10 protein-coding genes and 1 riboswitch are annotated in these 14,162 nt (G+C 37.9%); of the genes, 6 read left to right on the top strand and 4 right to left on the bottom strand.

Annotated features, from left to right (window positions below):
* Positions 1 to 95: 95 nt before the first annotated feature.
* Both ND2E_RS21015 and ND2E_RS21010 read right to left on the bottom strand, forming a co-directional pair.
* The gene (locus ND2E_RS21015) at positions 96 to 1,673 is read right to left on the bottom strand and encodes a sensor histidine kinase (RefSeq protein WP_223303489.1); all 1,578 of its coding nucleotides are present in this window, start codon (positions 1,671 to 1,673) and stop codon (positions 96 to 98) included.
* Positions 1,674 to 1,755: 82 nt separating this feature from the next.
* Positions 1,756 to 2,808 (bottom strand): methyltransferase, encoded by a 1,053-nt coding sequence (locus ND2E_RS21010; protein WP_223303490.1) that lies wholly within the window; start codon positions 2,806 to 2,808, stop codon positions 1,756 to 1,758.
* Between the two features lie 178 nt (positions 2,809 to 2,986).
* Positions 2,987 to 3,231: riboswitch (Lysine riboswitch) on the top strand.
* Between the two features lie 172 nt (positions 3,232 to 3,403).
* Here ND2E_RS21010 and ND2E_RS21005 point away from each other — a divergent pair.
* The 3 genes from ND2E_RS21005 to ND2E_RS20995 all read left to right on the top strand — a co-directional run bounded on the left by ND2E_RS21005 (position 3,404) and on the right by ND2E_RS20995 (position 6,705).
* On the top strand, positions 3,404 to 4,153 hold the full coding sequence (locus ND2E_RS21005; RefSeq protein ID WP_033091845.1) for a 2,3,4,5-tetrahydropyridine-2,6-dicarboxylate N-succinyltransferase: 750 nt from the start codon (positions 3,404 to 3,406) through the stop codon (positions 4,151 to 4,153).
* Between the two features lie 160 nt (positions 4,154 to 4,313).
* Positions 4,314 to 5,561, top strand: coding sequence for a PLP-dependent decarboxylase (locus tag ND2E_RS21000; RefSeq protein WP_033091846.1), 1,248 nt, complete (start codon positions 4,314 to 4,316; stop codon positions 5,559 to 5,561).
* A gap of 13 nt (positions 5,562 to 5,574) precedes the next feature.
* Positions 5,575 to 6,705: a succinylglutamate desuccinylase/aspartoacylase family protein gene (locus tag ND2E_RS20995; RefSeq protein ID WP_033091847.1), complete on the top strand. Its 1,131-nt coding sequence runs from the start codon at positions 5,575 to 5,577 to the stop codon at positions 6,703 to 6,705.
* A 130-nt stretch (positions 6,706 to 6,835) separates the two neighbouring features.
* Here the strand turns inward: ND2E_RS20995 and traF are convergent, their stop codons facing one another.
* Positions 6,836 to 8,101, bottom strand: coding sequence for a conjugal transfer protein TraF (gene traF, locus ND2E_RS20990; protein WP_033091848.1), 1,266 nt, complete (start codon positions 8,099 to 8,101; stop codon positions 6,836 to 6,838).
* A gap of 175 nt (positions 8,102 to 8,276) precedes the next feature.
* Here traF and ND2E_RS22590 point away from each other — a divergent pair, with 175 nt between their 5' ends.
* Together ND2E_RS22590 and ND2E_RS20985 are read left to right on the top strand one after the other, a co-directional pair.
* Entirely contained in the window at positions 8,277 to 8,594 is a 318-nt protein-coding gene (locus ND2E_RS22590; RefSeq protein ID WP_223303491.1) for a hypothetical protein, read from the top strand.
* A 248-nt stretch (positions 8,595 to 8,842) separates the two neighbouring features.
* A complete protein-coding gene (locus tag ND2E_RS20985) occupies positions 8,843 to 11,377 on the top strand; it encodes a TonB-dependent receptor (RefSeq protein WP_052056159.1) in 2,535 nt (844 codons plus the stop codon).
* Positions 11,378 to 11,624: 247 nt separating this feature from the next.
* Here the strand turns inward: ND2E_RS20985 and ND2E_RS20980 are convergent, their stop codons facing one another.
* Positions 11,625 to 12,479, bottom strand: coding sequence for a CvfB family protein (locus ND2E_RS20980; protein WP_033091849.1), 855 nt, complete (start codon positions 12,477 to 12,479; stop codon positions 11,625 to 11,627).
* A gap of 465 nt (positions 12,480 to 12,944) precedes the next feature.
* Between ND2E_RS20980 and ND2E_RS20975 the strand changes: the two genes are divergently transcribed.
* Positions 12,945 to 14,162: an efflux RND transporter periplasmic adaptor subunit gene (locus ND2E_RS20975; RefSeq protein WP_033091850.1), complete on the top strand. Its 1,218-nt coding sequence runs from the start codon at positions 12,945 to 12,947 to the stop codon at positions 14,160 to 14,162.

Below are 14,162 nucleotides of genomic sequence, written 5' to 3' on the forward strand. Positions count from 1 at the left end.
ATTATAATGAGTGAACTATTTGTAATATATTTACATTTATTTAACTATATTAGTCACGTGAAATTGAAAAAACAATTTTTAAGACTATTATTTCATTAAGTTGCTGCTAATTCTACTGGAAAAGTAATATCAAAACTCACACCATGCTTTGATTCGTTATTCAGCACAATATGACCATCAAGTGCTTGAGTCACTAGATTGTAAACTAAATGCATGCCCAAACCACTGCCACCACTGCCACGTTTGGTGGTAGTAAAGGGATCAAAAATCTTTGCTTTTACTGAATTATCAATACCAATGCCATCGTCACTATAATTAATATGCAATTGGTCACTCAAGTTCATAACGTTGATCGTTATTGTGCCATGGTCTAGCTCTTCAAAAGCGTGATAAATAGAATTTAAGATCAGGTTTATCAGAATCTGGTTGATAGGACCTGGCTGACTGTTGATGTTGAGATCTTTGGGACAAAGTAATGACACAGAGACATTATTAGACTCCAGTTTGCTTGATAACGTTAGCAATACTTCATCGAGTAAACTATGGACATTAAAAGTACAGTTTTCAGCACTCGACTGATCAACAGCCACTTTTTTAAAGCTTGATATTAACTTGGCTGCTCGCTCTAAATTGCGAAATATTATCGAAACGTTTTCAACACCATCGGTTAAGAATTTTTTTAATTGACTAGATTTCAGTGTCTTATCATCAAAAGCAGCTTTAACTTCATTTAGTTTATCTGATAATAAGCTTGAAGCCGTTACCCCCAAACCAATTGGTGTATTAACTTCATGTGCTATGCCAGCCACCATATCGCCTAGTGATGCCATTTTCTCAGTTTCTACTAATTGTCCTTGAAATTCATGTAACTTTTCTAGCGTGGAAAGTAATTCTTGATTGGATTCTTTTAATGCATCAGTTCTAGCACTAAGCCTATTTTCTAATGCTTGGTTCTGAGATAAGGCATATTGATGATTATCAATTATCTTGTTGATATGTTTGTCGGTGCGACTTAGTAATACGTTAATATTTTTAGCGAGAACATCGAGTTCTTTATAGGGTTGGTTAGCAAGTTCGAGCGTATAGTTTTTACTTTGTGATATTTGTCCAATGTCCTCTATTAACTTAGCTACAGGCTGATCAGTTTTATTAAATAACCATTGCGCAACACCAAAAGCAAGTAGCAGAGCAAAAAATAGAAAGCTAAGCATCAGGTAGATTAATTTTTTGATGAAGTTCTGTTTTTCCACAAGACTCGATTGAATATATAAGTAGCCCAAGAGATGTTGATCTTGTGTTATTTTTACAATTAGCTCTAGATGGTTTTCTTCATATTGAATGGTACTTAATTGTGAGATTTGAGATATTTTGTCGCTAACTGCTGGAAAATTGAGGTTTTTGTTGTAGCTGCTAAAGTACTCAATGCTTCCATCTTCATTCGCTCGATATATATGAATTCGATTGATAAGGGGCGTTGAAATCAGCTTTTTAAGTTGACTGCTTAGTGCACTTTGGCTGTTGTCATTATCACTTTTAAGAAAAAGGCTGCTATTTTGGGCTAGAATATTTGCCCATGCACGAGTTTCACTAGCAATAATCTCATTCTCTTGTTCATCGACTATATAAATAATGCTTATCGACAGAGTGATGATTATTAATAAAGTTAAAGTCATTATACTTTTAACTAAGCGATTATGCAGCGTTATAGTGTTTGTTTTGTGTGGCATGGTTCTCAAAAAATTATGCTTTTTATCTTTATGATAACTGAGCTCGATAAATAGTAAACCCTTTCTCTTTGGTTATCACTCGAGTATTGCCAATGTGCGCTTCCATAATCGGTTGATAACGTAAAAAACTATTGGCGACTATGGTAATGTTACCTGCTTTATTGAGTTTTTTATTTATTCCGGCTAAAAAATCTTCACTAGCTTGGTAATGGGTTTTAACACCTTGATGAAATGGAGGGTTGGAAACGACGTATTGATAATGCTCATTAACCTCCGATAAACTATTTGAAGGGAATACATTTCCTGAGAGGCCGTTTAAAGCCAAGCTCTCTTGTGCTGAGGTTAAAGCCAAGGCGCTAACATCTAGTAATGATAAAGTTGTACCGCTAAATTTTTTGCCAATAAAGCAACTGATCACTCCTGCACCACAACCAAAATCAAGCACTTTTCCTGTCATTTCTTTCGGTAAATTACTCAGTAATAATTCTGTACCAACGTCAAGTTTTTGTTGGCTAAAAACACCAGGCAAAGAAGCTATTGTCAGTTGAATACCTTCTATCGTAATTTGATATTTTTTAAACCATTCATGTAGATTGAATTCAATAGATAACTTTTCTGGCTGAAATAGTCCGACATATAGCAGGCAATGACGAGCAGCATCGACTTTTTGACAACAAGAAAATATGTTTTGGGTTAATTTAACCGCCGATTGAATGCCGCCTTTCTTTTCACCAACCAGTACTATTTGGGTTTTATCATTAATGCAATGGGCAATCATCGCTAAGGTGAAATTGAGCTCAGTTTTACTTTTGGGAAAGGCTATTATCACCAGGTCATGATAGCCTTGTGTTTGATATGTGCTGTCAAATGTCGCCTTAACGTTTTTAGTATGGCTATGCTTCTTGGTAATTGCCTGATAATCAATAAAGTTTGTATTAAAGCAACTAACGCTCTCTGGTTGATGAATTTCTAGATAAGCGTCGATAAAACCATCTTCAGGTAAGTTAATTAATAAGGGAGCATTAGCTACAAGTAATTCACTATTACGTAACAAAATTTGGCTAGGGTTTGACAATGACATAGGGCAAGACACTGGGCATAAATAGAGTAAGAACAATGGTTATATTCTACGGTAAATAAGTATAAGGGAATAGCGTTATTTGCTGGAAGTTAATTGTGTCGAGATAAAAAAAATGCTTAAATAGCAATTGTCCCTAATTCCAATTTACTGGTAATGCAATTTGCTAGTAAATTTTAATAGGGCCAGAAGAGGAGCGTTAACCAGGTAATTACGATTGTTTTGAATTGTGTTAAACAATTCAAAAACAGATATCAAAATCTGTAGATGGTAATGAGGGGGATTAACGCCGAGATAAATGGCTATTTGATAAGCTGTTTATCGGTTGTGTACTTTATATTGTGTATAAAGTAGTGGGCTGAATCCCAACAACTGTCACTTAAATAACAACTATGTTGGTTGTTTAAGTGGGGAGCTTCTGGTCTTTGCATCTTAGCCCAAACATTAGCCCAGCCGATGTTATGCTCTTCTTTGTCAATGCCCAGCCCTCCCAAAAAATGTATTTAGTGTTATTAATTCAGTGTACTTTTACATGTCGTTAATAACACAGGTACTCATTATTTTTATAGATTTTTTTATCAGATAAGTGGAGTAAGAAATGGACTGGCAAGATGTATTAGCACAGTTAGAATCAGGTAGTTTACGAGCGGCAAACCAAGATGATGCCGGTAACTGGCATGCCAACATTGAAGTAAAACAAGGTATCTTAGCTGCTTTTAAAGCGGGTAAAAACGTTGTTTTTGAAAATAATTACCAGGGTTTTGTTGATAAGCACAACTTACCTGCACGTCAATTTACTCCACAAGATGGTGTTCGTTTAGTACCTGGTGGTTCATCAGTTCGCGCAGGTGCATACGTTGCGGAAGGCGTTATAATTATGCCACCAGCTTATATCAATGTAGGTGCTTTTGTTGATAGCGGTACTATGGTTGACAGTCATGCACTGATTGGCTCATGTGCGCAAGTTGGTAAAAATGTACATGTTTCAGCCGCGGTTCAAATTGGTGGCGTATTAGAGCCCATCGGTGCTAGTCCTGTAATCATTGAAGATGATGCTTTTTTAAGTGCAGGTGTTGTTGTGGTTGAAGGCATTGTTGTTAAGAAAGGCGCTGTATTAGCACCCGGCGTATCTTTATCTAAATCTGTACCTGTATATGACTGTGTTAATCAAGTTATGCGAGAAAAAGGTGCTGAAATTCCAGAACGTGCTGTTGTTGTCCCTGGTACTCGTCCTGTTAAAGGTGAATGGGCACAAGAGCAGGGGTTAAATATGGCCTGTGCGCTTATTGTTAAATATCGCGATGAGCAAAGTGATGCTTCTCTAGAATTAGAATCAATTCTACGTTAATTAATCATCTTGTCGCTGTATGGTTCAATCTATACGTCTAAAGTACTCATTGATATTCATCAACCCCGTGCTTTGTTCCTTTAGCTTGAACCCTACAGCTTAAAGATGAATAACTAATTCACTAACTCGATTGAGTTATTAAGCTTAAAAGAAAACTATGATGACTACACCCACTTGGTTTGATACCAGCATTGAAAATGCTTTAATTACACACGAATCACCAGAAGATGAACAAGGCTACTTTGTTTATCAACTCGATGCACTGAAAGCACATTTAGCCGCTTTGCAGCAGCAAGATGTCATTAAATTATGGTTCGCTGTTAAAGCAAACCCACTATCAAAAATAATTCAAACTTTAGATAGTGAAGGTTTTAATTTTGATGTGGCTAGTAGCGGTGAATTAGCACAAGTGTTAGCCCAAGGAATAGATCCTGAACGAGTATTAAACACCGGACCAGCTAAATCAAAAAAACAATTGACTGCTTTTGTTAAGCAGGGCGTGAAGACTTTTGTGGTTGAGAGTTTAAATCAACTGAATTGGTTGAATGAGGCTGTTCTTGAACAAGACCAACCTAACTGTGAAAATGCAAGACCAAAAGTACTTTTAAGAGTGCAGCTACAATGGCACGAAGGTGAGAAAAACCCATTAGGTGGTAATAGCTTAACGCCTTTTGGCTTATCAGTATCTGAGTGGCAGAATATCCATGTTGATAGTTATCCAGCGTTGGACCTTTGTGGTTTACATATTTTTCAATGGGGCAACATGCTCAGTAATGAAAAAATGTTTTCATTATGGTCTCAAATGATAACTCCCTTAACCGACTTAGCTAACAGCATCGGGATGACCCTTGATGTACTTGATTTAGGTGGCGGTTTAGGTATTGATTATTTAGGGGAAGGACAGGCGTTATCTTGGTCTCGTGTTATCGAAGATCTGGCTATCATTAAAGCAAAGGCTGGCGTTAAAGAATTATGGCTTGAGTTAGGACGTTATGCGGTTGCGGAGTATGGCTATTACGTTGTACCTGTTGTTGATAGAAAAATTAACTATAACCAAGAGCAGCTTGTGTTGGCGGCGGGAATAAATCATTTATTGCGCCCTGCGATAACAGATCAACCTTTTCCTGTGCAGATATTACGAGAAGAATTCATAGCAGAAGAAGGTACTATGCAAGCTTTTGATTTACATGGTCCTTTATGTACGAGCATGGATAAATTAGGGCATTTACAGTTACCTAAAGATACGGCTGTAGGTGAACAGCTTGTGTTTGGTTATTGCGGCGCTTATGGTTTTACTGAAAGCATGCCGTTTTTCTTATGTCATGAATTAGCGGCTGAATATGTATACCAAAACGGTACGCTAACGCAAGTTAGAGCAGCTCAGCCTGCTTCATCATATTTGGCTTAGTTGAGGAGTTACGATGAATAATTTTACCAAAGAAGTTATGTCAGTTGGCGAAATGGCCAGTGGTGCAAAGCTCACTGTGCCTGTTTATGTTTTTGAAGCTGAAAATAACTCTTCTCCGAGTGTTTATATCCAAGCCAATATGCATGGCGCTGAAGTACAAGGTAATGCCGTTATCTTTCAGCTACTTGAACTGCTACAGCACTGTAATTTACAAGGTAATATCACCTTAGTACCTTATGCGAACCCGGTCGGTTGTAATCATAAAAATGGTGAGTATACCTTAGGTCGTTTTGACCCTATTACTGGGGAAAACTGGAATCGCATGTATCATTTTAACCAAAGTGTTATTGCCCCCTTTGCTCAGCAAAACCTTGATGCCAGTGAGGAAGAGATAGCAGATAAATTTCAGCAACTTTTGCTCTCTGAAATAGATCAACGATTAGAACATAATATTTGGGGTATCACTACGGGACAACGGATTGCCTACCAGTTACAACGATTAGCACATCAAGCTGACATCGTTTTAGACTTACATACAGGACCTATTTCAAGCAAGCATTTATATTGTCCTGAATATGCCAAATCCAGTGCGGAATTTTTCGATATTGAGCATACCATCTTTATTCAAAATGGCTTTGATGGCGCAATGGACGAAGCAACTTTCTGTCCATGGTGGAGCTTACAGGAAGCCTATCGAGAATTAGGTCGAAATTTTACCATGGGTGAGGGTGTTTTTAAGAAAGAGAGCTTTACGGTTGAACTTGGCTCTCAAGAGCAAATTGATTTAGATGTAGCTAAGCAAGATGCGCTGAGCATTTTAGCTTACTTACACTCTCAAGGGGTTGTTGATAATAAGGAGTATCAGCCACAAGAAATGACTCGGTATGCTTGTTATTTGAAAGATTATAAAGCCTTATATTCACCAATGGGTGGTATGGTCGACTACCTTGGGGAATTTGGTAAACCGTTAGCAGCCGGTGAGCCTTTAGCTCGAATTCTACGTATGGATAATTATGGTGATGGAGAGGCATTACATTACGTGTCACTGGAGCAAGATGTTATCCCTATTTTGCACTTTGCTTCAGCTAGTGTTAACCAAGGTACTGAACTATACAAAGTTTTTTGTAATTACTTTGAGATTTAGGCTGTGTTAAGTACAGCGCATGTATTATAAAAAAGCAGTTATTGATGCGATCAGTTACTGCTTTATTATTGCACAGTCAGTAGGATAAGTTCCGTTAAAGAGCGTTGCGTTTATTTTTCTTTTTAAGTGACTATATCTTTAGGTTCAGTTGTAATGCAGCTCCTATAGTATCACTGTCACCGGTAAAAGCGGCTATATCAATGGCGAAAACTTCCCAAGGTGAAATACCAATACCCGCAGTGTAAATGTCACCATCTACATCGTTTAGGTCAGTGCGATAGCCTAACCGAAATTGAATATGTTCATAAAAGCGAAACTCAGCTCCCATACCTGCATATTTTGATGGCGCTATGGTTGCGAATTGTTCTCGATCGGTTAAATCGATATCGGTTGCTACACTGACCCAATTGTTTTGGTAGCTTAAGCCAAAGCTTGTGCTACTTTTTAAGGTAAAAATAAGGTTTTGTTCAGTATGATGTACTGTTTGCTTTATTATGTTATTCGTTACTAATGCTGCGTGCCATTGACGTTTAACACCCCAATTTATGTATAAGCCTAAGTCAATATTAGTACCACTTTTGTCTGTGATATTCTCATCATTAGTAATCTCGAAGTCATCATCTTCAAATTCGCTGATTTGTACTCGATTATAATAAACATCAATACGTTGATATTTTAGCTTTGCACCGATACTTAAGTCATAATTAGCATCCGTAAGTACTGAATAACCTGCCATAAAGCCTGCTTCGGCAACCGAGTAGCCAACAGCTGTCGTGGCGGACTCTAAATCTTGTAAATCTAAGTCACCTGATAAAATAGCATCATCTAGTATTTTTTCATCGTTTTCGTTGTAATCCATTATGCCACCAATACGGCCATATTGATTAGTAAATAAACCAAAACTGAATGATTGAGAAGGGATGATGATTTGTAAATTTAAACCATTTCGTATTTTAACAATTTTCCCATCGATACTTTCAAGGTCGGCAATTATATTGTCGACCTGCTGATTCAAATCATCATTATAGCTTTTCATTTGAGCAGGGGATTGAATGATTTGCAATGACATACCATTGATGTCGTCGGCGAGCACCGCTAAATTGTCGCTGATGGTTTCCGCCGTATCGATAACATTATATTTATCTGATGCCATGAGACCTATGTTCAATGAAAAGAAAACGTCATTACCATTTCGGAATTTAGTTAGTAAGGCTGGATTGCTTAGTGATGAAGTAAAATCTTGTGTTAGGTCTGTGAAACCTTGTCCAGTTCGTTTTGCGGTAAAACTCTCACCATAAGCAGGTAATGTTAAAGCCATAATGGGTAGTAAAAAAAATGCATTTTTCAGAAAACCAGTACTCAATTTACTTAATGATGATTGGGTAAAAGGTGCCATAAAAATATCCTTGTGTTAACGAAACAGCATAACTACTCGATGCGATGGTAGGACATAAGAGCTCGTTTAAAGTATAGCGCAGCACCGCTGGTTTTCTTGATGATGGTAAAAAAATATCCTTCAGAGATAGAAGCAATTATTGAGTTTGATTTTTAACTGTTATACTATAACAAGTATGAACTTTGCATTATCCCTATTTCAACTTAACGAACGACAGATTCGCCAAAGCGTACTAACGCTTTTGCTTTTTTGTGCAACATTGTTTGTCCATAGTGAGCATTATGCACAAGTTGAATTTGACGCCTATGCCAGTTCTGAACAGCATGACTGTAATTTATGCCAACAAGGTATCGACACTCCGCCAAGCCCGATAAAGCTATATCCGCTATCTTCTGGTGTCATTAATTATGACAAAACTCGCATTATAAAGCCCGGACTTCCATCTCCCGCTTATGTATACCCACCACTAAGAGCACCGCCAAGTTTTTTATAATTTACTCATAATGTATTGATCCCCGTTACCATTGACAGTGCGCAATTTTGTGTGAACTAACAGTATTTTTAACATGGCCTATTACGCCACTATAAAATTACTCAAGTACTCTGAAGCACGCATCTTGATTGATAATGGCAATATCGAGTGAAATATTTAGTAAAAATAAGCCCTGGACTTAGTTGTCTTTCTGCGCATCGTATTGTGCAGTGCTGTATGCATCTCCTCACATTATCGGAAACCAGTTTATGTCATTTTCTGCGACTAAAAAGAGTATTAACACTCAATTACAATCACCAATTAAAACAATTGTTAATGCTACTGTATTATCAACACTGAGCACAGTCCTATGCTTTTCCCCCAATACCTTCGCCCAGCAATTATCTGGTGTTGTATTGAACAAGCAAGGGCAGCCTATTGAAAATGCTTTTGTTGGCTTAAATGGAGATTCACAACAAGTACGTACAAACTCTGAAGGTATATTTAACTTTACAGATGTGAAAGAAGGCACTTTTGAGCTTCACATTAGTGCTAAGAATTACGGTCACAGCAATCAACATGTGATCATGAAAGAAGAAGACATCACTAATTTAAATGTGGTGTTACCAAGATCGGTGATGGAAGTTATTGATGTACATGCAACCCCATTACATACCTCTTCAATTGAGTCAGCTCTGCCGATTAACGTACTTAGTGAAGATGAATTGAAAATGAAACAAGCGGCAACCTTAGGTGAAACATTAAAAAATGAAGTTGGCGTGCACTCGAGTTATTATGGACCTGTTGCCAGTACACCAATAATTAGGGGCTTGGATGGTCCGAGGGTTCTTATCACACAAAATGGCTTAGACGTTGGCGATGCATCACGTGTTGGCCCTGATCATGTGGTTGCGACAGAAACGAGTACCGCAACTCAGATAGAAGTCTTACGTGGTCCTGCAACGCTTTTTTACGGTAGTGGTGCAATAGGTGGTGTGGTGAATGTGGTTGATGATCGCGTGCCAACGAGTAGTGATGATCAAGTAGATTACTTGTTACAATATAACGATGTAGCAAATGAACAGCAAGCTTCAGTGAATATTCAAACGGGAACTGACAACATTGCTTTTCATTTAGATGCTTTTTGGCGTGACTCAAAAGATTATAAACTTGCAGGTGAAGCTGACAGCCATAACGAAGACCATGATGAAGATCATGAAGATGAGCACGAAGAAGAGCATGAGGAGCACGAGGAACACGGTGACAATCGCTTAGCAAATAGTGCGAGCAACTCCAGTGGCGCGACATTCGGTTCAAGTTACTTATTTGAAGATGGATTTATCGGCTTTTCTTATGGCTTCATGGACAGAGAATACGGCATTCCTGGACATAGTCACGGGGAAGAACATGAAGATGAGCATGAAGATGAACACTCAGAACATATAGATCATGCTGAAGAAGCTGGCGTTTATGCCAAAATGAAGCAAGATAGATGGCAAATACTTGGTGAATATAATTTTGAGCAACAATTTATTAGTCGAGTAGCCACAAAATTTTCTTATAGTGATTACCAGCACCAAGAAATAGAATCAGGTGAAGTAGGCACTACGTTTACCAATAAAAGTACCGAAGCACGAGTTGATCTATTTCACCAAAACATCGCCGGGTGGCAAGGTGCATGGACAATTCATTATAAAGACTCCGATTTCAAAGCACTGGGTGAAGAGGCTTTTTCACCCCCGGCTAAATCAGAAATGTTCGCTATAGCTTGGTTAGAAGAGAAACACTTCGGTTCGGTATTGTTACAGTTAGGCGCAAGGATAGAGCAAGTAAATATAGATGCAGATGATAGCTTAATTGGTTTTGAAGAATCTCATCAAGATCACGATGAAGTGCATACTGAAGACGAACACGATGACCATCATGAAACCTTAGTTTCATTCGAGCAACAGTCATTTACGCCAATGAGCGCATCAGTAGGCGTTGTATGGAATTATCAACCGGGATATAACATAGGATTCTCTACGGCCTTATCTCAAAGAGCAGCCTCTGCAGGAGAGTTATTTTCCTTTGGTCCTCATATAGGAACTAATACTTTTGAAGTCGGTGCTATGTTTGATGTGCATCAAGAAGGTGATGAAATACATGTTGAGTTAGCAGAGCAGGCACCAAGTGTTGAAACATCACTTAATTTTGACTTAACCTTCCGAAAATTTAATGGTGATTTTGGTTATGTCATCAGTGCTTTTTATAACCGTGTTGATGATTATTATTATCAGCGAGATACCGGTCTATTTTTTGTCGAGGAGCACGGCCATGCCGATGAACACGAAGATGAAGCGGGCCTACCAATTCTTGTGTATCAGCAAGATGATGTTGAGATGTATGGCGCCGAGGCTCAGTTTGTTTATCAGGTTTCATCGTCATTTAAAACAAGCTTAATTGCTGATTACATTCGCGCACGTCTAGTGAACGAAGATGAAAACGATAATTTGCCGCGTATTCCGCCGATGCGAGTTGGTGCAATTTTCAATTACCAAGCTGATAAGTTTGATAGTGAGTTAAGTGTGAGTCATTACTTCGAACAAGACGATATTGCTGAGCTAGAAACAAGCACAGATAGCTATACCATGGTTGATGCGAACTTTAATTATTACATCAATGGAGTGGGTGATGATTTAACTGTGTATTTGAAAGGACAAAATTTAACAGACGAACATGCCCGTGTGCACTCATCTTTTCTTAAAGAAGTAGCACCATTGCCTGGACGTAATTTTAGCGTTGGCATTCGAGGAAGTTTTTAAAAAGTAATACTAAGTTGAATAAGTTATTGCTAACTTGGCGCCACTTTAAGGCTTAAAGGTAAGATATTGATTGAAAAAAAGTAACTTAGGAGGAATTTACTCCTGAGTTACTTTTCGCTAATAAGCAGTATTTTGTCAACCTGAAAAATCATTTAATACAGTAGGTCAAAATTGGCATAAAAAAGAGGCTATAGTTATATAGCCTCTTTTTTATGCATGTTATCGAGTATATTTTTTTGTTCGAGCTCTACAGCAACTTTATACCTTCTTTGACGATAGCTATCTTACCTTTCTTGAGTAAGTTGCCTACCGTGGCTTTAAAGGTCTTTTTACTTACGCCTAATGTTCGTTGAATCAACTCTGGTGCACTTTTATCATTTAAGGGCGTTAAACCACCTCTATCTGCAATATGTGCTAATAGTTTCTCAGAAAAGTCATTAACCTTATTTTTGCTACCGCGGGTTAAAATGAGATCTAAACGGCCATCTTCACGGACTTGTTTGATATAACCCGGAATTTTTTTACCTACTCTAAGGTGTTGAAAAACTTCATTATCGTAAAGTAGGCCCCAATGTAAGTCATTAACAATTGCTTTGTATCCTAAATCCGTTTTTCCACCAATAATCAAATTGACCTTATCACCTTGTTGGTAGTCGGCAGGCCAAATATCAATAAATTTATCGAGTTTACTTGAGGCGGCAATGCGGTTAGTTATTTGATCCAGAAAAACCCTGACAAGATAGTATTTACCGACTTCCATTTTGGTATGCTGTTGATTAAATGGTACCAATATATCCTTAGGTAACCCCCAATCAAGAAAAGCACCAATTTTGTTTACTTGTACAACTTTTAACGAGACAAACTCACCGACTTGCGCTAAAGGTGCCGTTGTTGTTGCCACAAGTCTGTCAGCAGAATCAAGGTATAGGAAGGCTTTAATTTTTTCACCAACCTTGCAACCTTCTGGTAAGCAGCGTGAAGGTAATAAAATTTCACCTAATTCCCCGCCATCAAGGTATGCGCCTTTGTCTAACATGGCAACAATGTTGAGCAGGTTGAATTTACCAATGGTTGCTTGCGTTGTATTTTGAGAATCTGTCATGAAAAAAGCCGTGGAAAAATTTTTTTCATTATAACGTATTCAAAAAGTTATACCCACTGATTTCAATTCGATTGCACTCACTATATCTACTAACATTCAATATGCACTTTAAAAGGTAATGGCTATACATGTGGCGATTTTAACAATGTTAATGATAAACCACTCAAGAATTAGTGAAAAAGACTAATAATAAAAAATAATACGGTTGAAAATATCCTGTCTTAGAAAAACACAAATAAAATAAATTTATTAACCTGTTGTAAAGTAATGTGTTTATTGTTTTTGTCGCGTCATCGTGTCTTTTTACTCTTTTTTGGCGTGCATCTTGTAATACTGAGTTACATCTTTGTTAATACTTGTAACTAAGAATTAGTTATTCTAGCGCTATTAAAATAAAGATAAATTTGCGCACAATGAAGCAAATAAAAAAATATATAAAACTTTTAAAGAAAAAAGGGATTAAAAGTGGCCACTAAAAAACAAATTATTATACCTATAGTTATCTTAGCAACAGGCATTGCTGCCATGGCTGTTTTTTCTAGTATGAAAAAACCACCAGAAGAAAAAGCTGAAGTTGATAACACGCCAATCGTAGCGGTAAGCGAAATCTCAGTCACACCAATGACACTAGAAGTAAACTCTTATGGCATGGTGACTCCTAAATATGAAACAGAGCTCATTGCTCAAGTTAACGGTGAAATAGTTGAATTGAGCGACACATTTCTTCGCGGTGGTTTTGTTAAAAAAGACCAATTGTTAGCGCGGATAGATCCGAATGATTATCAAGCGGCGCTTATTGATGCACAAGCCGCTATGGCAACTGCTAGAGCGGCACTAGAAACAGAAGTTGCTCAAGGCAAAGTGGCCGAGCGTGAATGGAAGCAAATAACAGATACTTCGCCAACAGAGTTAAGCTTACGTAAACCGCAACTTGCGCAGGAACTTGCACGTGTTAAAGCAGCACAAGCCTCAGTATTACGTGCTGAACGTAACTTAGAGCGTACTGAAATAAGAGCGCCGTATGATGCCATGATCAATAGTCGTAATATTGGCTTAGGATCTTTTGTTGGTGTTGGCAGTAAAATTGGTCATGTATTGGCAACCGAGACAGCCGAAATACGTTTACCTGTTGCTGATAATCAACTTGAGTTTTTAGCTAACCACGGCGTGAATGCAAAAGTAAATCTTTTGGGGAAATATGCGGGTAAAGATATGCAATGGAGCGCTACTATCAAGCGAAATGAAGGAGTTATAGATAATAAGAGTCGTATGGGCTATTTAGTCGCAGAGCTAAATGATCCGTATCAGTTAAAAAGTAATGCTGAGCAGAAGATAACGCCTCTTCGTTTTGGCAGTTATGTTAACGCTAAAATTGTTGGTAATAGCATTGCCCAAGCAACCTCAGTACCAAGACATTTAGTGATTGATGGCAAGGTTGCTATTTTAGATAGTGATTCACGATTGCATTATGCGGTAATTGACATTGTTCGCCAGCAAGGTAGTCATGTGATTGTTTCAAATGGTCTACAAAATGGTGACCAACTGATTGTGTCAGCGCTAGATTACCCTGTGGATGGCATGAAATTAGCCTTAGCTTCAGATGCTTTGCAATTGGAAGAAAAAGACCAAGAAACTGAGCAGGGTGAAACTCAAATGGCGAATAATATTGAGTCAGGAGAATAG

This window comes from Colwellia psychrerythraea (assembly GCF_000764225.1).
GTDB lineage: Bacteria > Pseudomonadota > Gammaproteobacteria > Enterobacterales > Alteromonadaceae > Colwellia > Colwellia psychrerythraea_D.

Coding starts and splice junctions, on each gene's coding strand:
- ND2E_RS21015 (WP_223303489.1), bottom strand. CDS start 1,673: ATGACTTTAACTTTATTAATAATCATCACTCTGTCGATAAGCATTATT.
- ND2E_RS21010 (WP_223303490.1), bottom strand. CDS start 2,808: ATGTCATTGTCAAACCCTAGCCAAATTTTGTTACGTAATAGTGAATTA.
- ND2E_RS21005 (WP_033091845.1), top strand. CDS start 3,404: ATGGACTGGCAAGATGTATTAGCACAGTTAGAATCAGGTAGTTTACGA.
- ND2E_RS21000 (WP_033091846.1), top strand. CDS start 4,314: ATGACTACACCCACTTGGTTTGATACCAGCATTGAAAATGCTTTAATT.
- ND2E_RS20995 (WP_033091847.1), top strand. CDS start 5,575: ATGAATAATTTTACCAAAGAAGTTATGTCAGTTGGCGAAATGGCCAGT.
- traF (WP_033091848.1), bottom strand. CDS start 8,101: ATGGCACCTTTTACCCAATCATCATTAAGTAAATTGAGTACTGGTTTT.
- ND2E_RS22590 (WP_223303491.1), top strand. CDS start 8,277: ATGAACTTTGCATTATCCCTATTTCAACTTAACGAACGACAGATTCGC.
- ND2E_RS20985 (WP_052056159.1), top strand. CDS start 8,843: ATGTCATTTTCTGCGACTAAAAAGAGTATTAACACTCAATTACAATCA.
- ND2E_RS20980 (WP_033091849.1), bottom strand. CDS start 12,479: ATGACAGATTCTCAAAATACAACGCAAGCAACCATTGGTAAATTCAAC.